This window comes from Streptomyces kurssanovii (assembly GCF_040677245.1).
Taxonomy (GTDB): domain Bacteria; phylum Actinomycetota; class Actinomycetes; order Streptomycetales; family Streptomycetaceae; genus Streptomyces; species Streptomyces kurssanovii.
In genome coordinates this window covers 1-22,424 of the sequence record NZ_JBFAQK010000054.1, presented here as the reverse complement: position 1 = coordinate 22,424, position 22,424 = coordinate 1, and the positions used below count along the sequence as shown (strand labels likewise).

General features: G+C 73.3%; 22 protein-coding genes and 1 tRNA gene. 11 read left to right on the top strand and 12 right to left on the bottom strand.

Features of this window, described 5'->3' with window-relative positions:
- Positions 1-76: 76 nt before the first annotated feature.
- From AB0K36_RS27690 to AB0K36_RS27675, 4 genes are all read left to right on the top strand, one after another.
- Positions 77-1,273, top strand: coding sequence for an amidohydrolase family protein (locus tag AB0K36_RS27690; RefSeq protein ID WP_364599561.1), 1,197 nt, complete (start codon positions 77-79; stop codon positions 1,271-1,273).
- Positions 1,273-2,406, top strand: a complete 1,134-nt coding sequence (locus AB0K36_RS27685; RefSeq protein ID WP_364599560.1) for an acyl-CoA dehydrogenase family protein — start codon at positions 1,273-1,275, stop codon at positions 2,404-2,406. Before AB0K36_RS27690 ends, AB0K36_RS27685 begins: the two co-directional genes overlap by 1 nt.
- A complete protein-coding gene (locus AB0K36_RS27680) occupies positions 2,406-3,332 on the top strand; it encodes an acyl-CoA dehydrogenase family protein (protein ID WP_364599558.1) in 927 nt (308 codons plus the stop codon). Before AB0K36_RS27685 ends, AB0K36_RS27680 begins: the two co-directional genes overlap by 1 nt.
- Before the next feature lie 446 nt (positions 3,333-3,778).
- Positions 3,779-4,234, top strand: coding sequence for an ATP-binding protein (locus AB0K36_RS27675; RefSeq protein WP_364599557.1), 456 nt, complete (start codon positions 3,779-3,781; stop codon positions 4,232-4,234).
- Positions 4,235-4,262: 28 nt separating this feature from the next.
- On the opposite strand, the gene AB0K36_RS27670 is transcribed toward AB0K36_RS27675, so the two are convergent.
- Positions 4,263-5,189: a cyclase family protein gene (locus AB0K36_RS27670; protein ID WP_364599555.1), complete on the bottom strand. Its 927-nt coding sequence runs from the start codon at positions 5,187-5,189 to the stop codon at positions 4,263-4,265.
- Between the two features lie 83 nt (positions 5,190-5,272).
- Here AB0K36_RS27670 and AB0K36_RS27665 point away from each other — a divergent pair, with 83 nt between their 5' ends.
- From AB0K36_RS27665 to AB0K36_RS27655, 3 genes are all read left to right on the top strand, one after another.
- Positions 5,273-6,268 carry an SDR family oxidoreductase gene (locus AB0K36_RS27665; protein WP_364599554.1) on the top strand — a complete coding sequence of 332 codons (996 nt, stop codon included), beginning with the start codon at positions 5,273-5,275 and terminating at the stop codon, positions 6,266-6,268.
- A gap of 226 nt (positions 6,269-6,494) precedes the next feature.
- Entirely contained in the window at positions 6,495-7,544 is a 1,050-nt protein-coding gene (locus AB0K36_RS27660) for a Zn-dependent alcohol dehydrogenase (protein ID WP_364599552.1), read from the top strand.
- A gap of 100 nt (positions 7,545-7,644) precedes the next feature.
- Positions 7,645-7,764 (top strand) — tRNA-OTHER (locus AB0K36_RS27655).
- Between the two features lie 333 nt (positions 7,765-8,097).
- Here AB0K36_RS27655 and AB0K36_RS27650 read toward each other — a convergent pair.
- The gene (locus AB0K36_RS27650) at positions 8,098-9,084 is read right to left on the bottom strand and encodes a GlxA family transcriptional regulator (RefSeq protein WP_364599550.1); all 987 of its coding nucleotides are present in this window, start codon (positions 9,082-9,084) and stop codon (positions 8,098-8,100) included.
- 72 nt (positions 9,085-9,156) lie between these two features.
- Here AB0K36_RS27650 and AB0K36_RS27645 point away from each other — a divergent pair, with 72 nt between their 5' ends.
- The gene (locus AB0K36_RS27645; protein WP_364599548.1) at positions 9,157-10,467 is read left to right on the top strand and encodes an MFS transporter; all 1,311 of its coding nucleotides are present in this window, start codon (positions 9,157-9,159) and stop codon (positions 10,465-10,467) included.
- On the opposite strand, the gene AB0K36_RS27640 is transcribed toward AB0K36_RS27645, so the two are convergent.
- The 7 genes from AB0K36_RS27640 to AB0K36_RS27610 form a co-directional block, all read right to left on the bottom strand.
- A complete protein-coding gene (locus AB0K36_RS27640; RefSeq protein WP_364599546.1) occupies positions 10,464-10,997 on the bottom strand; it encodes a DUF1203 domain-containing protein in 534 nt (177 codons plus the stop codon). The two genes, AB0K36_RS27645 and AB0K36_RS27640, sit on opposite strands and share 4 nt — an antisense overlap.
- 39 nt (positions 10,998-11,036) lie before the next feature.
- Entirely contained in the window at positions 11,037-11,630 is a 594-nt protein-coding gene (locus tag AB0K36_RS27635) for a flavin reductase family protein (RefSeq protein WP_364599589.1), read from the bottom strand.
- Between the two features lie 158 nt (positions 11,631-11,788).
- Positions 11,789-12,088, bottom strand: coding sequence for a helix-turn-helix transcriptional regulator (locus tag AB0K36_RS27630; protein WP_364599545.1), 300 nt, complete (start codon positions 12,086-12,088; stop codon positions 11,789-11,791).
- 4 nt (positions 12,089-12,092) lie between these two features.
- Positions 12,093-12,437 (bottom strand): type II toxin-antitoxin system RelE/ParE family toxin, encoded by a 345-nt coding sequence (locus AB0K36_RS27625; protein ID WP_364599544.1) that lies wholly within the window; start codon positions 12,435-12,437, stop codon positions 12,093-12,095.
- Between the two features lie 82 nt (positions 12,438-12,519).
- Positions 12,520-13,311 (bottom strand): enoyl-CoA hydratase/isomerase family protein, encoded by a 792-nt coding sequence (locus AB0K36_RS27620; RefSeq protein ID WP_364599543.1) that lies wholly within the window; start codon positions 13,309-13,311, stop codon positions 12,520-12,522.
- Entirely contained in the window at positions 13,302-15,533 is a 2,232-nt protein-coding gene (locus tag AB0K36_RS27615) for an acetate--CoA ligase family protein (protein ID WP_364599541.1), read from the bottom strand. The genes AB0K36_RS27620 and AB0K36_RS27615 overlap by 10 nt, the downstream gene beginning before the upstream one ends.
- A gap of 573 nt (positions 15,534-16,106) precedes the next feature.
- Entirely contained in the window at positions 16,107-17,270 is a 1,164-nt protein-coding gene (locus AB0K36_RS27610) for a flavin-containing monooxygenase (RefSeq protein ID WP_364599539.1), read from the bottom strand.
- Positions 17,271-17,421: 151 nt separating this feature from the next.
- Between AB0K36_RS27610 and AB0K36_RS27605 the strand changes: the two genes are divergently transcribed.
- Both AB0K36_RS27605 and AB0K36_RS27600 read left to right on the top strand, forming a co-directional pair.
- The gene (locus AB0K36_RS27605) at positions 17,422-17,871 is read left to right on the top strand and encodes a DoxX family protein (protein ID WP_364599537.1); all 450 of its coding nucleotides are present in this window, start codon (positions 17,422-17,424) and stop codon (positions 17,869-17,871) included.
- Positions 17,871-18,332 carry a Zn-ribbon domain-containing OB-fold protein gene (locus AB0K36_RS27600; protein ID WP_364599535.1) on the top strand — a complete coding sequence of 154 codons (462 nt, stop codon included), beginning with the start codon at positions 17,871-17,873 and terminating at the stop codon, positions 18,330-18,332. The genes AB0K36_RS27605 and AB0K36_RS27600 overlap by 1 nt, the downstream gene beginning before the upstream one ends.
- On the opposite strand, the gene AB0K36_RS27595 is transcribed toward AB0K36_RS27600, so the two are convergent.
- Positions 18,281-18,961 carry a pyridoxine/pyridoxamine 5'-phosphate oxidase gene (locus tag AB0K36_RS27595; RefSeq protein ID WP_364599533.1) on the bottom strand — a complete coding sequence of 227 codons (681 nt, stop codon included), beginning with the start codon at positions 18,959-18,961 and terminating at the stop codon, positions 18,281-18,283. The genes AB0K36_RS27600 and AB0K36_RS27595 overlap by 52 nt on opposite strands.
- Before the next feature lie 37 nt (positions 18,962-18,998).
- Positions 18,999-20,168 carry a thiolase C-terminal domain-containing protein gene (locus AB0K36_RS27590; RefSeq protein WP_364599531.1) on the bottom strand — a complete coding sequence of 390 codons (1,170 nt, stop codon included), beginning with the start codon at positions 20,166-20,168 and terminating at the stop codon, positions 18,999-19,001.
- 113 nt (positions 20,169-20,281) lie between these two features.
- Between AB0K36_RS27590 and AB0K36_RS27585 the strand changes: the two genes are divergently transcribed.
- Positions 20,282-21,460 carry an acyl-CoA dehydrogenase family protein gene (locus tag AB0K36_RS27585; protein ID WP_364599530.1) on the top strand — a complete coding sequence of 393 codons (1,179 nt, stop codon included), beginning with the start codon at positions 20,282-20,284 and terminating at the stop codon, positions 21,458-21,460.
- A 2-nt stretch (positions 21,461-21,462) separates the two neighbouring features.
- Here AB0K36_RS27585 and AB0K36_RS27580 read toward each other — a convergent pair whose 3' ends face one another.
- Positions 21,463-22,059, bottom strand: coding sequence for a hypothetical protein (locus AB0K36_RS27580; RefSeq protein ID WP_364599528.1), 597 nt, complete (start codon positions 22,057-22,059; stop codon positions 21,463-21,465).
- Positions 22,060-22,424: the final 365 nt, after the last annotated feature.

Below are 22,424 nucleotides of genomic sequence, written 5' to 3'. Positions count from 1 at the left end.
TGCGCGCCTTGTCGGTCCAGGGGTGCGGGGCTAGCCTGAGCGACGGAACTGACGCACCGTCAGGAGCGGAGGCCCGATGGAACAGGAACTGCCCCGGATCGTCAGCGTCGACGACCATGTCATCGAACCGGCGCACCTTTTCGAGACCTGGCTCCCCGCCAAGTACCGCGAGCGCGGGCCCAAGCCGCTGACCGCCGGGATCGGCGAGCTCGCCTACGTCGGCGGCAAGTACCGGATCACGATGGACCCGGAAGGGCCGTCCACCGACTGGTGGATCTACGAGGACCTGAAGTTCCCGTACAAGCGCAACATCGCAGCAGTCGGCTTCGACCGCGACGAGATGACCCTGGAAGGCATCACCCGGGCCGAGATGCGGCCCGGCTGCTGGGATCCCGCCGAGCGCCTCAAGGACATGGACCTCAACCACGTCGAGGCGTCGCTCTGCTTCCCGACCTTCCCCCGCTTCTGCGGCCAGACCTTCGCGGAGGCCCACGACAAGGAGGTCGCGCTCGCCTGTGTCCGCGCCTACAACGACTGGATGGTCGAGGAGTGGTGCGGCGACAGCGGCGGCCGGCTCGTCCCGCTGTGCATCGTCCCGCTGTGGGACATCGGCCTGGCCGTCGCCGAGATCCGCAGGAACGCGGCACGCGGCGTACGCGCCGTCACGTTCTCCGAGATCCCCACGTACCTCGGGCTGCCGTCGATCCACTCGGGCTACTGGGACCCGTTCTTCGCCGTGTGCCAGGACACCGGCACCGTCGTCAACATGCACATCGGCTCGTCGTCCCAGATGCCCGCCGCCTCTCCGGACGCCCCGCCCGCCGTGCAGGCCGCGCTCTCCTTCAACAACGCCATGGCCTCGATGACCGACTTCCTCTTCAGCGGCGTCCTCGTGCGCTTCCCGCGGCTCAAGCTCGCCTACAGCGAGGGGCAGATGGGATGGATCCCGTACGCCCTGGAACGCGCCGACGACGTGTGGGAGGAGCACCGGGCCTGGGGCGGTGTGCGCGACCTCGTCCCCGAACCGCCTTCCACGTACTACTACCGGCAGATCTTCTGCTGCTTCTTCCGCGACAAGCACGGCGTCGCCTCCCTCGACACCGTGGGCCGCGACAACGCCACCTTCGAGACCGACTACCCGCACGTCGACTCGACCTTCCCGCACACCAAACAGGTCGCCCTCGACCATGTGAAGGACCTGGACGACGAGACCGTGTACAAGCTGATGCGCGGCAACGCCATCCGCATGCTCGGCCTGGACCTGGACACGTAGTGGATCTGGCGTACACCGCCGCGGAGGAGGAGTTCCGGGCCCGGCTGCGCGACTGGCTGGCGGACGCGCTGCCCACGCTGCCCCCACCGCCGCCGGCCGCCGACTGGCCGGCGCGGCGCGCCTACGACAGCGACTGGCAGCGAAGGCTGTACGACGCCGGCTACGGGAATGTGCACTGGGACGCCTCCCCGACCCTCCGGCTGATCTTCCTCGAGGAGACGGAGAAGGCCGGAGCGCCCTACGTCGGCGCGAACTTCGTCGGACTGCTGCACGCCGGGCCGACCATCGCCGCGGAGGGCACCCCCGAGCAGCGGGAACGCTGGCTCGGGCCCATCCTGCGCGGCGAGGCGATCTGGTGCCAGGGCTTCAGCGAACCCGAGGCGGGGAGCGACCTCGCCTCCCTGCGCACCAAGGCCGTCCGCGACGGCGACGCCTACGTCGTCACCGGCCAGAAGATCTGGACCTCGCACGCCGAGGTGGCCGACTGGTGCGAACTGCTCGTACGCACCGACCCCGGCGCCCCCCGCCACCGCGGCATCACCTGGCTCGCCATGCCGATGGACGCGCCCGGCGTCACCGTACGGCCGCTGCGCACCCTGGCCGGGTCCGCCGAGTTCGCCGAGGTGTTCCTCGACGAGGTCCGCGTGCCCGCCGCGAACCGCGTCGGGGAGGAGAACGACGGCTGGCGCGTCACCATGGTCACGCTGTCGTACGAACGCGGCACCGCCTTCGCCGGCGAGGTCGTCGCCTGCCGCCGCACCCTCGCCGAGGTGGCCGCGCTGGCACGTGCGAACGGACGCTGGGACGATCCGGTACTGCGCCGCGGACTGGGCAGGCTGCACGCCGAGTTCACGGCACTGTGGAGGCTCGTGCAGTGGAACGTCAGCGAGGCCGCCGCCACCGGCGGGGTGCCCGGAACCGGCGGGTCCGTCTTCAAGCTCCGCTACTCCCAGGCCCGTCAGGAGCTGTACGACGCCGCCGCGGAGGTCCTCGGACCCGGCGCGCTCGACCTGTCGCTGCCCTGGACGCGGGAGCGGCTCTCGTCCCTCTCGTACACCATCGCCGCCGGCACCTCACAGATCCAGCGGAACATCCTCGCCGAGCGCGTCCTCGGCCTGCCGAAGGGGCGCTGATGGACTTCCGGCTCAGCGACGACCAGAGGGCGCTGCGCCGCGGCGTACGGGACCTGCTCGACGGCCGCTTCGGGCGCGAGGCGCTGCGGGCCGCCGTGGACCGCGAGGGCAGGCTCGACCGGAAGCTCTGGCGCGAGCTGGGCGACGCCGGCTTCTTCGCGCTCCGGCTGCCGGAGGACGACGGCGGCGCCGGTCTGGGCCTCTCGGAGGCGGTGCTCGTCTTCGAGGAGGCGGGCCGGGCGCTGCTGCCGGGGCCGCTCGTGGCGACGCATCTGGCGGCGGGGTTCGTGCCGGGAGCGGCCGACGGCACGGTGATCGTCACCTCGGTGTCCGAACTCCCCTCCCTCGTACAGCACTTCGACGACGCCGGCGCAGTCGTCGCGTTCGCGTCCGACGGCACCCCGCACGCGGTGGACGCCTCGGAGGCGGTCGCCGTGCGGTCCCTGGACCCGCTCACGCCCCTGCACCGCCTTGCGCGCCCTTGCGCGCCCGAGGCGCCCGGCCAGTTGCTGGGGACCGCCGTCCTGCTCACGGCCGCGGAGCAGCTCGGCAGCGCCGCCCGCAGCACCGAGGAGGCGGTGCGCCACGCGAAGGGACGGGTGCAGTTCGGGCGGCCGGTGGGCGGCTTCCAGGCAGTGGGGCACCTGTGCGCGGAGATGCTCGTCCGCACGGAGCTCGCGCGTGCGGCCGTCTACGCGGCGGCCGTCCGCGGCGACCTGACGGAGATCGCCGGCGCCAAACTGCTCGCCGACGAGGCGGCGGTGCGCGGCGCCAAGGACTGCCTCCAGGTGTTCGGCGGCATGGGCTTCACCTGGGAGTCGGACGTGCACCTCCACCTCAAACGCGCCCTGCTGCGGGCCCGGATGTGGCTGACGACCGCTCAGGCGGAGGAGATCCAGGCGCAGGCTTTGGCCTCGGCATTCTGAACGGTCACCGTGCGTCGATATCGGGTTGTGTCCTTCGCGGGACTCGTCACTGGGTGGAGTCGGGGCGCCACTCCGGTACCCTCCGTGGGATGAGAGTCGCTGCGATGACGGGGTCTCACGGTGCCGCCGGTCAGGCGGTCCCGAGCCCGTCGGTGCGCAATTTCCGCGGCGATCTCTCGCAGCCGTCGGGCCGCAGGTGGGGGCCCCTCCGGCGGTCGGCGGGCGGTAGGCGGGCCGGGTTGCGAAAGGGTTCTGCGGCCTGGTGTTCGACTGTCCGGGGCGCGGGTCGCACAGTATGCACCATGCGTACTCCTTCACGCTGGAATATGCCCGAAGCGCTTGTTGCGGTGACTGACAGTCAATCATGCTGTGCTGTAAGGGAATCACATTCCGTTATGGCTGTGAGGCGCGAGGCTATGTGTCCGCCGGTTCGGGTGGTGTGAGCTGTGCAGGTGCTTCAGGTGCAGTTGGAGATCGGATCCGACCCTTCGGAGGTGGGGCGGGCCCGTAGATGGGCCCGTTCGCGGCTCCTCAAGTCCGGTATGGGCGACGACGAGCCGCTGGCGGAGACGTTGATCCTGCTGATCTCGGAGCTCGTCACCAACGCCGTGGTGCACACCGGGTGTCCGGCCGTGCTGCGGATGCTGTTCGGCGCGGGCACCGCGGCGGCGGGGACGGTCAGGGTCGAGGTCGCCGACGTCAGTGCCTGCCCGCCGAGACCCCGTCACGCGCAGGGCGAGGACACCGGCGGGCGCGGCCTGGAGCTCGTCGACGGCCTCGCGGACCGCTGGGGCTGGCAGCGGGAGGGCGCCGGCAAGTCCATCTGGTGCGAGGTGGACCGCGACCTGCCGGTGGACGCCACGCGGCTGGCCGGCCCGCCGGTCGCGGTGCGCGGGGCCTGATCCCGCCCGCGGGCGCCGGGCGCGGGTGTCAGAGTACGGCCACCGGTGCGACCGGCGTGCCGGTCCCGCCGACGAACGGCTCCGCCATCGCCGACAGCAGGAACGCGTACTGCCGCTCTTGTGCACAGGCTGTGGACAGTTCTTCCAGATTCCAGTTCTGCCCCTGCAGCATGCCCATCTCCACGAGATCGAGCGCGTGCACCGCGAGCCACAGGTTCTCGATCTCCGGGGGGAAGATCTCGAAAGTGAGAGTGTCGTTCGCGACGGCGGCGACGTCACGGGCGTGGAACCACTCGGGGGTGCGGACCGACAGGCCGGGCGACGGGAACGCGTATCCGTGCCGGTCGCCTTCCAGGCACAGCCGCATCTGCCCCGTCCGTACGAGGACGATGTCACCCGCCCGGACGGTGACCCGGCCGTACTCCGCCGCCTCCTCCAGGTCCTCCGGCGTGACGGCGTGGTCAGCGGCCAGCCGGTCCAGCCCCTTCGCCCGTGCCACGTCCAGCAGTACGCCCCGTGAGACCACGGGCGGCACCTTGTCGATGCCGCTGAGGCGGGCCCGGTCGTGCGGCGTGATCGTGTGAGCCGGGCGGCCGTTGTAGATGCGGCCCGAGTGCGAGGCATGGGGCAGGGCGTCCCAGTGGGTGGCCGCCTGGAGCCCCATCGTCACGGTGTCGTCGCTGGTGGCGACGGTCCCGGGCCCGAAGAGCTCCTGGTTGATCTGGACCATCGTGTGCAGCGGGTTCACCCGTCCCGGGATGACGCCGGTCTGCACGCCGTCCTGCCGGAGGGGGAGGGCGAGGGGGACGCGCCGGCCGCTGCGCACCGTGGCGGCGGCGCTCCTGACCACCTCGCCGGTGATCAGGTTCAGGGTGCCGATCTCGTCGTCCTCACCCCAGCGCCCCCAGTTGTTGACGCGTTTCGCGATGTCGTGGAACGCGGCCGGCAGTGACATCTGGCCTCCTGGGGCTTGTGCTCGTGCGGCGGACCGGGCCTAGAATCTAACGGTCCGTCAGAAACTGCGGGAAGGGGCCGGTCGTGGGGAACTTCTTGGCAGGCAGGGTCGTCGCCGTGACCGGGGCGGGCCGTGGCATCGGGCGGGCGGTGGCGCTCGCCTGCGCGGCCGAGGGGGCGAAGGTCGTCGTCAACGACCACGGCGTCTCGATCGACGGCTCCTCGCCCACGTCCGCCGTCGCCGACCGCGTCGTCAAGGAGATCGAGGCCGCCGGCGGCACGGCCGTCGCCGTGGCCGACGACATCGCGACGATGGCGGGCGGGGCACGCGTCGTGGACGTGGCCCTCGCCGAGTACGGACGGCTCGACGGCGTCGTCTGCGTCGCGGGCATCCTGCGCGAGCGGATGCTGTTCAACATGTCCGAGGACGAGTGGGACCCGGTCCTCGCCACCCACCTCAAAGGCACCTTCACCGTCTTCCGCGCCGCGTCGGCGGTGATGCGGGCCCAGCGGTCCGGCACGCTGATCGGCTTCACCAGCGGCAGCCACCAGGGCAGCGTGTCGCAGGCGAACTACTCCGCCGCCAAGGGCGGCGTCATATCGCTGGTCCGCAGTGCGGCGCTCGGCCTCCACAAGTACGGGGTCACGGCCAACGCGGTGGCCCCGGTGGCCCGTACCCGCATGTCGGCGAACGTCCCCATGGAACTCAAGGAGATCGGCGACCCCGAGGACGTCGCCGCCCTCGTCGTCTATCTGCTCTCCGAGCGTGCCCGCGCCGAGCGGATCACCGGGCAGGTCTACACGATCGCCGGCCCCAAGATCGCGGTCTGGGCGCAGCCGAGGGAACTGCGGGCCGCCTACGGGGAAGGGCCGTGGACCCCCGACCGGATAGCCGACTTCCTCCCCGGCACGGTCGGCACCGACCCGATGCCGCTGCTGGAACGGCTGGACGCGCCCCCTGGGGGCGACACCGCACGCGCCGATACGGCCTCGGTCTCAGACCTGCCTCGCGGCGCCGCCCCCGCCGCGACCGGCCCCGCCGACACCGGCCGGCGCCCCGGCGCCCGGCCCCCGGCGTGAGCCGCCGCCGTGGACCTCCTCTTCCCCTGGGCCGGCACGATGCACCTGCCCCGGGCCGACCCGGCTCCGCGCGGCCGCCGGCACCCCGCACGACAGCGGCCCGCTCGCCCGGCGCGCCACCGTCGAGACGCTGGTCGGCCTCGGCGCCCACGATCCACGGCGGCTCCGACGAGAGCCGGCGGAACACCGTCGCCGAGCGGGAGCTCGGCCTGCCGAAGGAGCCGCGATGAGAGGTGTCGTGTTCGACGGCGAACAGGCCGAGGTCGTCGCGGACCTGGAGGTACGGGACCCGGGGCCGGGTGAGGTCGCCGTCGACATCGCGGCCGCCGGGCTCTGCCACAGCGACCTGTCGGTGATCGACGGAACGATCCCCTTCCCCGTGCCGGTGGTGCTCGGTCACGAGGGCGCGGGCGTCGTCGCGGCGGTCGGCCACGGGGTCGGCCATGTGGCTCCCGGCGACCATGTCGCGCTGTCCACCCTCGCCAACTGCGGCGCCTGCGCCGACTGCGACCGCGGGCGCCCCACCATGTGCCGCCGGGCGATCGGCCGGCCGGGCCGTCCCTTCTTCCGGGCCGGTGAGCCGCTGTTCCAGTTCGCGTCCAACTCCGCCTTCGCGGAGCGCACGGTCGTGAAGGCCGTGCAGGCCGTGAGGATCCCCGCGGACATCCCCCTCACCTCGGCCGCGCTGATCGGCTGCGGCGTCCTGACCGGAGTCGGGGCCGTGCTCAACCGGGCCGAGGTGCAGCGCGGTGACACCGTCGTCGTCATCGGCACCGGCGGCATCGGGCTCAACGTCCTCCAGGGCGCCAGGATCGCCGGCGCCTCCGCGATCCTCGCCGTCGACACCAACCCGGCGAAGGAGGGCGTGGCCCGGCAGTTCGGCGCGACGCACTTCCTCGGGTCGGCAGACGGCGTGCGCGACATCCTGCCGACCGGCGCGGACCATGTCTTCGAGTGCGTCGGCAGCGCCGCGCTCGTGCGGCGGGCGATCGAACTGCTCGACCGGCGCGGCAAGGCGATCCTGCTCGGGATGCCCGCGCCGACGGCCGAGGCGTCCTTCCTGCCCGCGTCGATGTTCCTGGACAAGTCGGTGCTCGGCTGCCGTTACGGCTCCTCCCGCCCGCAGCACGACATCGCCCTCTACGCCGATCTGTACCGCCGGGGCGGTCTGCTGCTCGACGAACTGGTCACCGCCACCTACCCCGTCGAGGACTTCGCCAAGGCGGCGGAGGACGCGAGGCAGGGCCGGGTGGCGCGCGGTGTGCTCACGTTCTGAGTCCCCAAGGGCGCAGCCCCGGCGTCCCTAAAGGAGTGGCCACGGCCGGGCCGCCGTCCGTAGGGTCGCGGGACCGGGGTCGCGCGGCCCCGCAGGTCCCGGAGCCGTGGCAGAGCGGCCCATTGCGATCGGCGTGGGGGAGGCCCTTCCCACGCCGACTGACGGGGGCGGGGGCGGGCCTGCCCCTCCCCGTCCGCGGGTTCGAATCCCGCCGGCCCCGCGACCGCCCGGCCGTCCACCGCCCCCGAGGCCCGTTCCCCGGGCGTCCACGCCACCCCGCGTGCGCGGTTCCGCCGGGCCGCGCCCCGCCGCCTCGAGGCCCGTTCCCTGGGCGTCCGTGCCACCCCGCCTGCGCGGTTCCGCCGGGCCGCGCCCCGCCGGCCGCTGTCCGCCGCCCCGAGGCCGTTCCCTCCGTGCCCGACAGCTCCCCGCCCCGGTGTCAGGCGCCGGCCGCGCCCCCGGGTACACGCGCGCCGGGCCCGCTCCGTCGGTCGCCGGCTGCCGGCCCGACCTGCTCCACACCCTGTGCGTCCGGCCCTGCCCCGCCCACGTGTCAGGCGCCGGCCGCGCTCGCGCGGAAGGTGCGCCGGTACACGGTGGGCGGGACGCCGAGCGCCGCCTGCAGATGCTGGCGCATCGACTGGGCCGTGCCGAAGCCCGCGTCCCGCGCCACCTGGTCCACCGACAGGTCCGTGGACTCCAGCAGATGCCGGGCGCGTTCCACCCGCTGCTGGGTGAGCCACTGCCCCGGGCTGATGCCGACCTCCTCGCGGAAGCGGCGGGTGAAGGTCCGCACGGACATCGACTCCTGGTCGGCCAGGTCCCTCAGTTGCAGCGGCTCGTGCAGCCGGTCGAGCGCCCAGGCGCGGGCGGCCGTGGTGGTCGCCAACTGCGGTTCCGGGACGGGCCGGTGGATGTACTGGGCCTGTCCGCCGTCACGGTGCGGCGGTACGACGGTCCGGCGCGCCACCTCGTTGGCGACGGCGGCGCCGTGGTCGCGGCGCACGATGTGCAGGCAGAGGTCGAGTCCGGCCGCGACCCCCGCCGAGGTGAGCACGTCGCCGTCGTCGATGAACAGGACGTCCGCGTCGACCTTGACGGACGGGAACATCCGCTGGAAGTGCTCGGCCGCCGACCAGTGGGTGGTGGCGGGCCGGCCGTCGAGATAGCCGGCGGCGGCGAGTACGTACCCGCCGGTGCAGATGGACACCATGCGGGTGCCGGGGCGGATGTGCGCGAGGGCGGCGGCCAGATCGTCGGGGAGCCGGCCCTCGTCGTAGACGGGCCCCAGCTCGTACGACGCGGGGACGACGACCGTGTCCGCGCCGGCAAGCGCCTCCGGCCCGTGCTCGACGTGCACGGCGAAGTCGGCGTCCGTCATGACCGGCCCCGGCCTGATCCCGCACGTGAGGATCTCGTAGAGGGCGTTGCCGGCGGCGTCCTTGGCGCGGCCGAAGATCCGGTGCGGGATGCCGAGCTCGAAGGGGAGCAGCCCGTGCAGCGCCAGGACCACGACCCGGTGCCTTCTCGCAGCAGTCATGGCCCGATCCTATCGAACGCTGTCCTCCCGGCCACTCGTTGCGGACGGACCCCGGACCGGAAGCTGGGTGACGTGACCCAGACAACCGCGTCCAGCACCGGCTCCCGGCAGCCGCTTCGCCGCCCGCCCCGTATCCACCGCGCCTGGTTCGTCGCGGCCGTCACGTTCGTGACGATTGTCGGCGCGGCGGCCTTCGCGTCCCTGCCGGGTCTGCTGATCGAGCCGTTGCACGACGACTTCGGATGGTCGCGGGGCACGATCGGCTTCGCCGTCTCGGTGAACCTGGCCCTGTACGGGCTGACCGCGCCGTTCGCCGCGGCCCTGATGGACCGTTTCGGCATCCGCCGGGTCGTCGCCGTCGCGCTGACCGTGATCGCGATCGGGTCGGCGCTGACGGTGACGATGACCGCGGCCTGGCAACTGATCCTCTACTGGGGTGTCCTCGTCGGCCTGGGCTCCGGCTCCATGGCGCTCGCGTTCGCCGCGACCGTCACCAACCGGTGGTTCGTGCGGCGCCGCGGTCTGGTCACCGGCATCCTCACCGCGGCCGGCGCGTCCGGGCAGCTCGTCTTCCTGCCGCTGCTGGCCTGGCTGGTGGAGAACCACCGCTGGGAGCCCGCCTCGATCACCGTCGCGCTCTCCGCGCTGGCCGTCGTCCCCTTCGTCTGGCTGCTGCTGCGCGACCACCCGGCCGACGTGGGCCTCGCCGCGTACGGCGCCGAGGGCTTCACACCCAAGCCGGAGCCGGTGCCCGGCGCGGCGCGCAGGGCCGTCACCGTCCTCTTCCGTGCCGCCCGCACCGGCCCGTTCTGGCTGCTGGCCGGCACCTTCGCGATCTGCGGTGCCTCGACGAACGGTCTGGTCAAGACGCACTTCGTGCCCGCCGCGCACGACCATGGCATGCCGATCACCGCTGCCGCGTCGCTGCTCGCCGTGATCGGTGTCTTCGACGTCGTGGGCACGATCGCGTCCGGCTGGTTCACCGACCGCTTCGAAGCGCGCCGCCTCCTCGCCGTGTACTACGCGCTGCGCGGCGTCTCGCTGCTCTTCCTGCCCCTGCTGCTGGCGCCGTCGGTCGAGCCGCCGATGATCTTCTTCATCGTCTTCTACGGCCTCGACTGGGTCGCCACCGTGCCCCCGACGATCGCCCTGTGCCGCGAGCACTACGGCGACGACAGCGCGATCGTCTTCGGCTGGGTGCTGGCCTCCCATCAGGTCGGCGCGGCGGTCGTCGCCTTCGCGGGCGGCGTCGCCCGTGATGTCTTCGGCTCGTACGACGTGGTCTGGTACGCCTCCGGAGCCCTGTGCGCGGCGGCGGCCCTGATGGCCCTGGTCATCCGCCGCAAGCCGCTCCCGAAGGCGGTCCCGGCCGCCACGGTCTAGCGGCGACCGGTCCCGGGTGCCACGGTCCAGCGGCGGCGGATCTCGACCATGAAGCAGCCGAACTCCACGGCCCGCACGTGCACCAGCACCACCGCCGGGTCGGCGAAGACCTCCCGCAGCACGCCGTCGACCTCGGCGGCCCGCTCCCTGGGGAGCTCGACCAGCGTCCCGCCGAGGATGCGCCCGGCTGCGTCGTACGCGCGCAGCACCCTTCGCGGGCCGTGGAGTCCGACCGGGTAGCCGGGCCCGGACGTCTGCCCCGCGCACTCCTCCGCGTGGACGAAAACGGGCCCGCACTCGTCGTACGGTCCCGGATCGGCGCCGGTCTCCGCCGCCCAGCGGCGCAGCGGCGCGTACGAGACGAGAGCGATGCGCTCGCCGGCCTCGCTGTGCCGCAGGCAGCAGCGGAGCGGGGCGCCGCCCTGCGGGTCGACGGCGGGCCGCGGGACGAGTCCCGCGTCGTCACGTTCCCGCAGCCGCTTCAGCACGGTGGGCGCGATGGCGAGGGCTTCGTAGGTCGTCGTGGTCATGCGACCAGCATCCGCGGCGGTGACAGCGTGTGCCGGCGGCTATCGGACGTCGAAGCGCCCGAACCGCCCGCGGTGGAACAGCAGTGGCGCGCCGTCCTCCTGGGCGTCCAGTGCCATCACCCGGCCGACGACGAGGAGGTGGTCGCCGCCGGTGTGCACGGCCTGGACGGTGCAGTCGATCCAGGCGGGCGCACCGTCCAGCAGCGGCGCGCCGGTGACCGGCGCGGGCCGGTACGCGACCCCGGCGAACTTGTCCGCCCCGCTCACGGCGAAGCCCCGGCACAGCTCGCCCTGGTCCTCGCCGAGGATGTTGACGCAGAAGCCTCCGGCGCGGGCGATCCGCGGCCAGGTCGTGGACGTGCGCCCCACCATGAAGACGACGAGCGGCGGATCGAGCGACAGCGACGCGAACGACTGGCAGGCGAACCCGGCGGGCCCGTCCTCCCCGGCCGCCGTCACGACGGTCACCCCACTGGCGAAGTGCCCCAGCACCCGCCGGAACTCACCGGCGCCGAAGGGCGCCCGCTCGTCCTCCCTGACGGCCCGCAGCACGGGCGCCGGCACGCCGGCCCCCGGTCCGGCCCCGGTCGGCGCCCCGACGGACCTCAGATACCGGACGGCGGTGGCGGCCATGGCCGCGTGTCCCATCACGCCCTCCATTGAAGCTGACGAACCGTCAGATAGGAACCCTCTGCGCTCCGGTACCGGGCGACCGCGGTGGGTCTGGGTGGGTCGGCATGCTCAACTCGGGGGTGTGCCGGGGGAGGGTGCGCGGGCTGTGCGCCACGGGGTCAACCCGCACGGTCGAGAGGCTCGAACGCGACGCTGAGCCGTGCCCCGAGCGCTGCCGCGAGCCGTTCGAGCAGCGGCAGCGTCGGCATGGTGCCGCCCGCTTCGAAGCGCGCGACGGCGGGCTGCTGGAGACCGGCGGCGCGAGCGAGCTGGTCCTGGGTCATGCCGAGCGCCACTCGGCGTTCGCGCACCTCGCGGCCGAGTTCGTAACGGATGCGGGCCGCGTCGTACGCGTCTCGGGCCTCGGGGTGGGCGACGACCTCGTCCCTCAGCTCCGCCCACGGCTTCCGGTCGTTCATGGCTTCACTCCTCGTCCGCCGTGTGCTCCTCGGCCATGCATACGCGCATGGCCCGCAGTGCCCGTTCGACCTCGCCGGATTCCCGCATGCGTTGCTTGCGGAAGGCCGTCAGAAGGATGATTCTGCGCCCGCTCGCGATCCAGTAGGTGATGCGCGTCGCCTCGCTGTCCAAGTGGAACCGAAGCTCCCGGAGCTTGCCGCTCAGCTGTCTGGTGTACGGCTCGCCGAGCAGTACACCCTGCTTGGCGAGCAGGTCCACGTAGAACGCGGCAGTACCACGATGCTGCCGGCTCAACCCGAGGAACCACTTCTCCACCTCCGGCTCAAGCTCGATTTCTCCCCAGTTCATAACAAGGACGTTATGGAGAGCCTAGCGCGGGCCGCGGGTGATCGCTTTGCGTTCACCCGATGGTGGTGGTCCGGCCTCGCCGTTATCGTCCCTCGAAACGGGCCGCACGGCGCTCCACGAAGCTCGCCACGCCCTCCTGGGCGTCCGCCGTCGTCATGTTCAGCTCCTGGGCGTCGGCCTCCGCCGCGAAGGATGCCGCGCGGTCCGCGTCCAGGGAGGTGTTCACCAGGTGCTTGGTCAGGGCGAGCGCCCGGGTCGGGCCGGCGGCCAGGCGGGCGGCCCATTCGCGGGCCGTCGCGTCCAGGTCCGCCGCGGGGACGACCCGGTTGACGAGGCCCATGCGGAGCGCCTCCGGCGCGGGGAGGGCGTCGCCGAAGAACATCAGCTCCTTTGCGCGCTGCGGGCCGACCAGACGGGGCAGCAGGTAGGCCCCGCCGCCGTCCGGCACCAGCCCCCGCCGTACGAACACCTCGATGAAGCGCGCCTCTTCCGCCGCCAGGACCAGGTCGCAGGCGAGGGCCAGATGCGCGCCGATGCCGGCCGCCGTGCCGTTGACCGCCGCGATCACCGGCTTCTCGCAGTCCATCACGGCCCCGATCAGCCGTTGCGCGCCGAGCCGGATGGTCCGGGCGACGTCCCCGGGGGCCGGGGCGCCCGCGGGGGTGCCGCGCAGGTCCGCCCCCGCGCAGAAGCCCCGCCCCGTAGCCGTGACGACGACGGCACGCACCGCAGGGTCCGAGGAGGCGGCGGCGAGCAGCTCGATGACGCGTTCCCGCTGCTCCGGTGTCAGGGCGTTCATCACCTCGGGCCGGTTGAGCGTGATCCAGGAGACGGACCGGTCGACCTCGTGCAGGACGTCCCCGGTCACCGGCACACCGCCAGCGCGTCCAGCGCCACCGCGCCCTGCCCGCGCGGCAGCACCATCAGCGGGTTGACGTCCAGTTCCGCGAGCTGGTCGCCCAGTTCGAGGGCCATCCGCTGCACCCGGAGGATCACCTCCACCAGGGCGTCCACGTCCACGGGCGGGCCGCCCCGTACGCCCTCCAGCAGTGCGCGGCCCCGGAGTTCACCGAGCATGTCGCGGGCCTGGTCCTCGCCGAAGGGCGGGACGCGCACCGCGGTGTCCCGCAGCACCTCCACCAGCACCCCGCCGAGGCCGACGGTCACGGTGGGGCCGAACAGGTCGTCCGGCGCGACCCCGACGACCATCTCGACGCCCCGCTCCACCATCTGGCACACCAGCACGCCGTCGAGGTCCACGCCCTCGTAGCGGGCGATGTCGGTCAGTTCGCGGTAGCTGTCGCGTACCTGGCTCGCCGAGGTGAGGCCGATCTTGACGAGGCCCAGTTCGGTCTTGTGCGCGAGCTGCGGCGCCGACGCCTTCATCACGACCGGGTAGCCCACCAGGGCCGCCGCCCGTACCGACGCCGCCGCGCTGGTCACCAGCTGTTCGCGGGGCACGCGGATGCCGTAGGCCCGCAGCAGCTGCTTCGCCGCGTGCTCGCTCAGCTGCTCGCCGGGCCGCATCAGTGCCTGCGCCTTGCGGTACGAGGGGGACGGGGTGCGCGGCGCCTCGTCGAACGGGGAGCGGTAGCGGGCCGTGAACCGGTGGTGGGACAGATGGGCGCGCACGGCCGTGATGCAGTTGGAGAAGGTGCGGAAGGTGGCGACCCGGGAGGAGCCGAGCAGCGTGGTCCGGTACGCCTCCTCCGTGCCGGCAGGTGACCCCCACACCACGCACACCAGCTTGTCGGTGGTCTCCGCCGCGTCCACCAGGTCCTGGGCGAGCCTGTCGCTCATCGGCGGGAAGGGGCCGGTGATCGGGCAGATCAGCACGTCCACGTCCGGGTCGGCCAGGATCGCGTCGATGATCTTGCGGCCCCGGTGGTCGCCCACCGGGTGTCCGCCGTTGTCGATGGGGTTGGAGACGTTCAGGTAGGGCGGTATCCACTGGTGCAGTTCGGCCTGCCGGGCGTCGCTCAGCCGTGGGATCCGCAGTCCAGCGGCGGTCGCCAGGTCCGCGAAGTGCGCGCCCGTGCCGCCGGAGATCGAGTAGACGGCCACACCGTCGCCGGCCGGGCGCCTCGCCCGCGCCAGCAGTGCGGCGGTGTCCTGGAGTTCGTCGAGCCCGTCGACGCGGATGACGCCGAACTGCCGCATCGCCGCGTCCACGACCTGGTCGCTGCCGGTGAGCTTGCCGGTGTGCGAGGCGGCCGTCCGCGCGCCGGTGTCGGTGCGGCCGACCTTGACGGCGACGACGGGCACCCCGCGCCGGGCCGCCCGGTCGGCGGCGAGCAGGAAGGATCGCCCGTCCTTCAGCCCCTCCACGTAGCAGGCGATGGACCCGACCTCCGGGCGTTCGGCGAAGTACGAGATGAAGTCCGCCGTCTCGAGGTCGGCCTCGTTGCCGGTGGGCGCCCAGTGGGAGAGCCGTACGCCGAGCTCCTGCATGGTGAACACGGGCCGGCCCTGGTGACCGGACTGGGTGACGAGCGCGATCGCCGGCCCGTCGAGGTCGTCGCGGAACGTCTCGAAGGCGTTCAGATTGGTGTTGGGGCCGAGCAGCCGTACGCCGGAGCGCTCCACGGCCGCCGCGAGCCGCGACTGGGCGGCGACACCCTGTTCGCCGGTCTCCGCGTATCCGGAGGCGAACGCGACGGCGAACGGCACCTTGGCCTCGCCGAGTTGCGGGATCAGCGGGAGCGGGTCGCCGACCAGCAGCACGGCGACGTCGACGGGGCCCGGCAGATCGGCGACGGAGGGTACGCAGTCGAGGCCGAAGACGGACGTCCGGGTCGGGTGCACGGGGTGCAGGCGGGCGCCGACGCGGGCGGCCCAGTCCACGAGTCGGCGGGTGATGCCGGTGTTGGGCCTGCCCTCGGTGTCGGAGGCCCCGACGACCGCGACGGAGGAGGGACGGAAGAACCGGTCCAGGTCGGGCACCGGGGCGTACAGGGGCCGGCCGCTCACATCGAGGTCACCTGCGGACGTGGCGGGTCCGGCGACTTCGTGGACGGCGTTTCCGGGGCGGTCGCCGCAGGCGACGACGCGCGCGCGAAGGTCGGAGGTGAGGGTGCCGTGAGTTGATCCGAGCATCGCTGGTCTCCGCTCCTGCTCGATGGCCGAGCTGCCCGGCCGGTTAACTGACGCACAGTCAGGTTACCGAACTGACTGGTAGTCAGGAACCGTCGTGCGGGCCGAGAACGCTCGGACGCCGCGCCGGCGAGCGCCGCTGAGCGCGCCGAGCGGCGGCCCCCACGGCGGAACCGAGGCAGAAGCGGCCCCCGCACCCGTGCCCCCGCACCCGTGCCGGCCTTCCCCGGGGCGGCTCGCTCGGCGGAGGAGTCGGCTCCACCGCGTGACGGCGCCCGCGTCCGGCCGCTACGGGTATCCGCGTCCGGCCGCGGTGGGTACCCGCATCCTGGCCGACCGGACCGGACCGGGCATCCGGGCCGGAGGGGCTACCCGCAGGCAGGTCGACCGGACAGCCGCCCGCCCGCGCCGGCGCCGAGGCCGGGGCGGTACGCGCACCGGCCGGCCTGGCCCGCCCGGCCCGCGCACCGGCCGGCCCGGCCCGCAGGACCGCGCACCGGTCGGCCCGGCCCGCGCACCGGCCGGCCCGGCCCGCAGGACCGCGCACCGGTCGGCCCGGCCCGCAGGGCCGCGCTGCTATGCCAGCGCCTTCGCTATCTTGCGTGCGTCGATCGCCATCTCGCGGAGCATGCCGCTGATCGGGTTCGTGAAGCCGGTGAAGTACAGGCCCGGCGCCTGTGCCGGGGTGCGGCCGCCGTGGACGACGGGGCGGCCGCGCTCGTCGAGCACGCCCAAGTGCCCCACCATGTCCTCCAGCCCGCGCCGGTAGCCGGTCGCGGCGATCACGGCGTCCGGAGAGATCCGCGTACCGTCGGCCAGCACCGCCTTGCCGTCGTCGAACGACTCGAGGGCCGCGACGGGCTCCACCCTGCCCGTGCGCACGGCGTCGATCAGGCCCACGTCCTGCACGGGGATGGCGCCTTCCTTGACGCGCGAGTACAGGCCTGTGTCCGGGCGCGGCAGTCCCTGCGCGGCGAGGTCGGGTACGGCGATCCTGCACATGACCTCGCCCGCCCGGTCCACCAGCCGCACCGGGAGCCTGCGGACCAGGATGCCGGTGCGCTGGGCGGGCCAGCCCGCGGTGGAGCGGCGCACGATGTGCGGGACGGTGCGCACGGCCAGCCGTACGCGCGCGGCGCCGCCCTCCACGAGGTCGACGGCGATCTCGGCGCCGGTGTTGCCCACGCCGACGACGAGCACGTCCTTGCCCGCGAAGGGCCCCGGGTTGCGGTACTCGCCGGCGTGCAGCAGCCGGCCCTGGTACGTGTCGCGGCCCGGCCAGTCGGGCAGGTGCGGGGTGTGGTTGAAGCCCGTGGCCACCACGACCGCCCGCCCGGTCAGCCGACGACCGCCGGTGGCGTGCAGCACCCAGTCGTTTCCGGCCGGCTCGATGCGGGACACCTCGACGCCGGTGACGATCTCCAGCGCGTGGAACTCCGCGTACTTGTCCAGGTAGCGGACGACGTCGTCACGCGAGACCCAGCGGCCGAACGAGCGGGGCATCGGCAGGCCGGGCAGCGCGGAGAGCCTGCGGGTGGTGTGCAGATGGAGCCGGTCGTAGTGCCGCCGCCAGGACGCGCCGACCGACTCGGACCTCTCGAGCACCACCGCCCGTACGCCCCGCTCCCGCAGTGCGGCCGCGGCGGCGAGACCGCCCGGACCGCCGCCGACGACATACACCGGGCGGTCGTTCGTCCGGTCGATGCCCGGGTATCTGTCGGAGTCCTTTTCGTCGGCCATGAGCGTGAGCGTAATGACCCGCCGGTTTGATGGGTCTCAGTCAAGACGGAGTTCGGTTGCGAATCGGTCACGGTCGCGGCCCTCTTGCGTCCGCCACCGCCTTCCGCTGAACTGACGTACCGTCAGAAACAATGGGAGGGGAGGCCGGAGCATGCGGACGATACTGCTCACCGGTGCCGAATGGGCCGCCGTTCTGCGCATCGGCCTCGGCCTGTGGTGGCTGGAGAGCTGGCGCCACAAGGACCGCAAGGGCTGGCTCGAACGCGGTACGGGCATCACCTGGGCGGCCGGTGTCGCCGCGGAGCACCGCTGGCAGACGGTCCGCACCGGCTTCGACAGGGTGGTGGCGCCCCGCCCCAAGGTGATGGCCCACCTCGTCGTGCACGCGGAACTCGCCCTCGGGCTCGGCTTGGTCAGCGGATTCCTGACCCCGGTCGCGCTGGCCGGCGGGCTGCTGCTCAATCTGCTCTACCTGGTGCTCATGATCCACGACTGGGCGGAGCAGGGGCAGAACGCCATGATGGCCCTGACCTCCCTCGTCGCCCTTTTCGCCATGTCCTGGCAGGTGTGGTCGCTCGACGACGCGATCGGACTCTTCTGATGGCCCAGGACCCGTCGACGCCCGGCATCGACGACTTCACCCGCCCCTACTGGGACGCGGCCGCCGCCGGCGAACTGCTGATCCGCCGCTGCGCCGCCTGCGGGCGGCCGCACCACTACCCGCGCGAGTTCTGCCCGCACTGCTGGAGCGACGACGTCGGCTGGGAGCGGGCCGTCGGCCACGCCACGCTGTACACCTGGTCCGTCGTCCACCGCAACGACCTGTCGCCCTTCACGGACCGCGTGCCCTACACGGCGGCGCTGGTCGAACTCGCCGAGGGGGTGCGGATGATGACCGAGGTCGTGGAGTGCGAGCCGGACCGGCTGGCCGTCGGGATGGAGCTGACGGTCGCCTTCCGTACGGGAGCGGACGGCGTCAGTGTCCCGGTCTTCCGGCCTGCCGGGCCCCCTCAGGGCCAGAGCAGTTCCCGCTCCCACTCCCCGCCGGCGGCCCGCCGGTAGCGCAGCCTCACATGCCGGCGCCGCTCGTCGCCCTGGAAGAACTCGGCCTCGCGCGGCTGGAGCACGTACCGGGTCCATGTCGGCACCGGGGCGTCCGGTTCGGCGCGCGCCTTGTCCCACGCGGTCTGCGAGGCGCGCGCCAACTCTTCCACCGAGCCCAGCACTTCGCTCTGCCGCCCGGTCAGCGCCGCCGCCAGCGCACCCGTCGAGCGGGCGTGCAGATCCGCCGCGCTCTCTTCTGCGGTGGTGGGGACGACCCGGCCCCGGACCCTGACCTGGCGGCCCTGCGTGGCCCAGTAGAAGACGATCGACGCCTCCGGCACGGCCGCCAGCTGTCGGCCCTTCGCGCTGGTGGCGTGCGAGGCGAAGTGCCAGCCGTGTCCGTCGGCGTCGTGGAGCATCACGATCCGCGCGTCCGGACACCCCTGCGCGTCCACCGTCGCCAGGGTCATGGTGTGCGGCTCCGGCTGGCCGGCCGCCACGGCCTCGCCGAACCACCGGTGGAACAGCGGCAGCGGGTCACCGGGCGCGCCGGCCGGGTCGAACCCGGGCAGCTCGACGTCCCAGACGCGCTGCGCGTGCAGCAGGGCGCGGAAGGCCGCCTGCGGGTCGCGCTCTTCATGGTCCATAAACGCATTCAACCTCCCCGGGCTCGCCCGGGGGAGTTCACCCCCGCCCCAGCACCACCGTCCCCGACGAGCAGAACCAGCCGCCCGTCCCCGACGCCACCGCGAGCGCCGGCAGCCGGCCGCCCGGCCCCCGTACCTGGTGGGCGCCGGCCTCGCCGCGTAGCTGCCGCACGGCCTCCACCAGGAGGAACAGCCCCCGCATGCCCGGGTGGCAGGCGGAGAGGCCGCCTCCGTCGGTGTTGACCGGCAGCTTCCCGTCTCGCAGGAGCCGCCCCTGCTCGACGAAGGCGCCGCCCTCGCCCTTGGCGCAGAAGCCGAGATCCTCCAGCGTCACCAGGGTCATATAGGTGAAGGCGTCGTAGATCTCCGCGATGTCGATCTCGTCGGGCCGCACCCCGGCCCGCTCGAAGGCGAGCCGGCCGCTCACGGCCGCGGGGGAGACGGTGAAGTCGTCCCACTCCGACATGGTGGTGTGGGACACGTGCTCGCCGGTGCCGAGGATCCACACCGGGTCCTTCGCCGTGTCCGGTACGTACTCCTCCGCGGCCAGCAGCACCGCGCACCCGCCGTCGCTGCGGATGCAGCAGTGCAGCCTGGTGAACGGGTCGGCGATCACCGGGCCGTCCAGCACGTCGTCCACGGTGATCGGATCACGGAACATGGCGTCCTCGTTGGCGGCGGCGTTCGCCCGCGCCTGGACCGCCACCTGGGCGAGCTGCTCCAGGGTCGTGCCGTACCGGTGCATGTGGCGGCGCGCGGCCATCGCGTACTTGGCGACCAGGGTGTGCCCGTACGGCACCTCGAACTGGAGCGGGCCGCGGGTGCCGAAGGACAGGTCGGAGGTGCGCCGTCCCGCCTTGATGTCGGCGCGGGCGGTGGACCCGTAGACCAGCAGCACCACATTGGCGTGACCGGCGGCGACGGCGTCGGCCGCGTGCGCCGCCATGACCTCCCAGCTCGCCCCGCCGACGGCCGTGGAGTCCACCCAGAGGGGCCGCAGGCCGAGATATTCGGCGACCTCGGCCGGCGCGAAGGTGCCGAGGCCGGCCGAGGCGAGGCCGTCCACGACGGAGCGGTCCAGGCCGGAGTCGGCGAGTGCCCGGCGGGCCGCCTGGGCGTGCAGCGCGTAGGGGGTGAGGCCGTCGACGCGGCCGCAGTCCGAGAGTGACATGCCGACGACGGCGACCTTGCGCGGTGTGGAGGGCATAAACCTGACGGTACATCAGATAGCAGGCTTCGAGGGGCGGAAGACGTCTGTGCATCCGGTCCCCGACGCCCTAACATGACGGCCCGTCAGAATGTCGTGGGCAGGAGCCGCCGATGGATGCCGCCTTCACCACCGAGCAGCACGGGATACGCCGCACACTGCGCGAAGCGCTGACGGAACACGCGGGTCCCGCCGGGTCCGCCGCGGCCGCCCGCACACCCGAGGGGTACGACACCGAGCTGTGGGCCCGCCTCGCGGGGCAGCTCGGCCTGCCCGGCCTCGCACTCCCCGCCCGGTACGGCGGCGCGGACCGCACCCTCACCGAACTCGCGCCGGCCTGCGAGGAGAGCGGCCGGGTCCTGCTGCCGTCGCCCCTGCTCGCCACCACCGGCCTCGCCACCCCCCTGATCCTGGCCCTCGGCACCCCCGCACAGCGCGACGAGCTCCTGCCGCGCATCGCGGACGCCTCCCTGACCTGCACGCTCGCCGTCCCCGGCAACCTCGCAGAGGCCCTCGCGCTGACCGGCGACAACACGGCCGGCGCATGGGCGGGCGGCGGCCGTGCCGGCGGCATCCAGGCCCGGCGGACCGGCGACGCCTGGACCCTCTACGGCGAGGCCCCGCAGGTGCTCGACGGCCACAGCGCCCGGCTGCTGCTGGTCGCCGCCCACACGGGCGGCTTCCCGCGCAGCCGCCCCCTGCTGTTCCAGGTCGACGCCGACGCACCCGGCCTGACCCGCACCCGGCTGAGGGCACTCGACGAGACCCGCCCGCAGGCCCGGCTCGAGCTCCGCGACAGCCCCGCCCGGCTCCTCGGGGAGGACGGCGCCGATGTGCCCCGGGCTCTGCGTGCCACCGGCTCCGGCGCGGCGACCCTCCTGGCGGCGGATGCGGCGGGCGCGGCGGCAGGCGCGCTGTCGAGAGCCGTGCAGCACGTCAGGACCCGGGAACGGTCCGGCCCCAACGGCTCCCTCCAGGCCGTCGAACACCGGCTCGCCGATCTGTACGTCCACGTCCAGGCGGCCCGCTCCGCGGCGTACTACGCGGCAGGGGACCCGGCGGCGGGCGCCCTCGCACTCGCGCAGTGCCTCGAGACACTGCGCACCGTCGCGGGCGAGACGGTCCAGCTGCACGGCGGCATCGGCCTCACCTGGGAACACGAGGCGCATCTGTACGTGAAACGGGCCGCGGCCGACGAACTGCTCTTCGGCCCCGTGCACCGGCTGCGCGACGCCGCCGCCGAACGGGCCGGGCTGCTCGCCTCCTCCACGGAGGCCGCCGGCCGGCGCTGACGCTACCTCGTGTGCCGGGGCGGAGGTTCCTCGTCCCCGTAGTGGGCGCCCGCGTCGTACCGGTCCTGGCCCTGATAAGGACCGGGGCTGTTCGGGTCCCGGCCGTACGGACCCCAGTCGTCCGCCGCTGCCGGGACATGGCCCGGGGGCTCCTCGTCGTACGGCTCCTCGCGCCTGCGGCGCAGCGCGCGGCGACCGCTCATCAGCGCGGCGGCCAACAGCAGCAGCACGCCTCCGCCGAAGGAGAGAGCGACGCCCAGACCGAGGCCGTCCCCGTCCCCGCCCGCCGTGAGACTGCCGGCGGCCTGCCCCTGCCGGACCATCCACAGGACGGTGAACCCGAGGACGACCACGCCGGCGAGCGCCACCAGCAGGCGCGAACGCAGCAGCACACCGATCAGGGTCAGCAGGGCGGCGAAGGCCATGGGCAGCAGGAGGGACGCGAAGAGCTCGCCCTCGTTCGAGGTGATGCCGGTGAACAGGTCCTGGATGCGGTAGTCGCGCCCGTGACGGCCGTCGTACCAGTCACGGAAGGGGCTCCATACGGCGGCCGTCGCTCCGATGAGAGCGAGGACCGAGCCGATGACGTTGCGGATCATCGCCGGCCTCCTTCTGTCGCCGCAGCCGACGGCGACAGACGGCGGGTACCCATCGGATCCGTCCTGAACCGGGGGGCGTGGCGGGGCGGTGCCGCTGCGCGGAGCCGTTCCCCACCCCGCCCCTTCCCGAACCGGGGCAAGCCCCGGACCCGTACCGCGCTTCGCGCGGTGGCGGGGGCTCTGCCCCCGGGCCCCCGCGCCTCAATCGCCGGCGAGGCTGATTTCGCGGAGAGAAATCCAGCCTGCCCGGCGATTGAGGGCACCGCGCGGAGCGCGGTACGGGTCCGGGCGGAGCCCGCCACGCGGCGGAGCCGCACATCGGTACAGCGGGAAGGGGCGGGGTGGGGAACAGGCCCGCCGCAGGC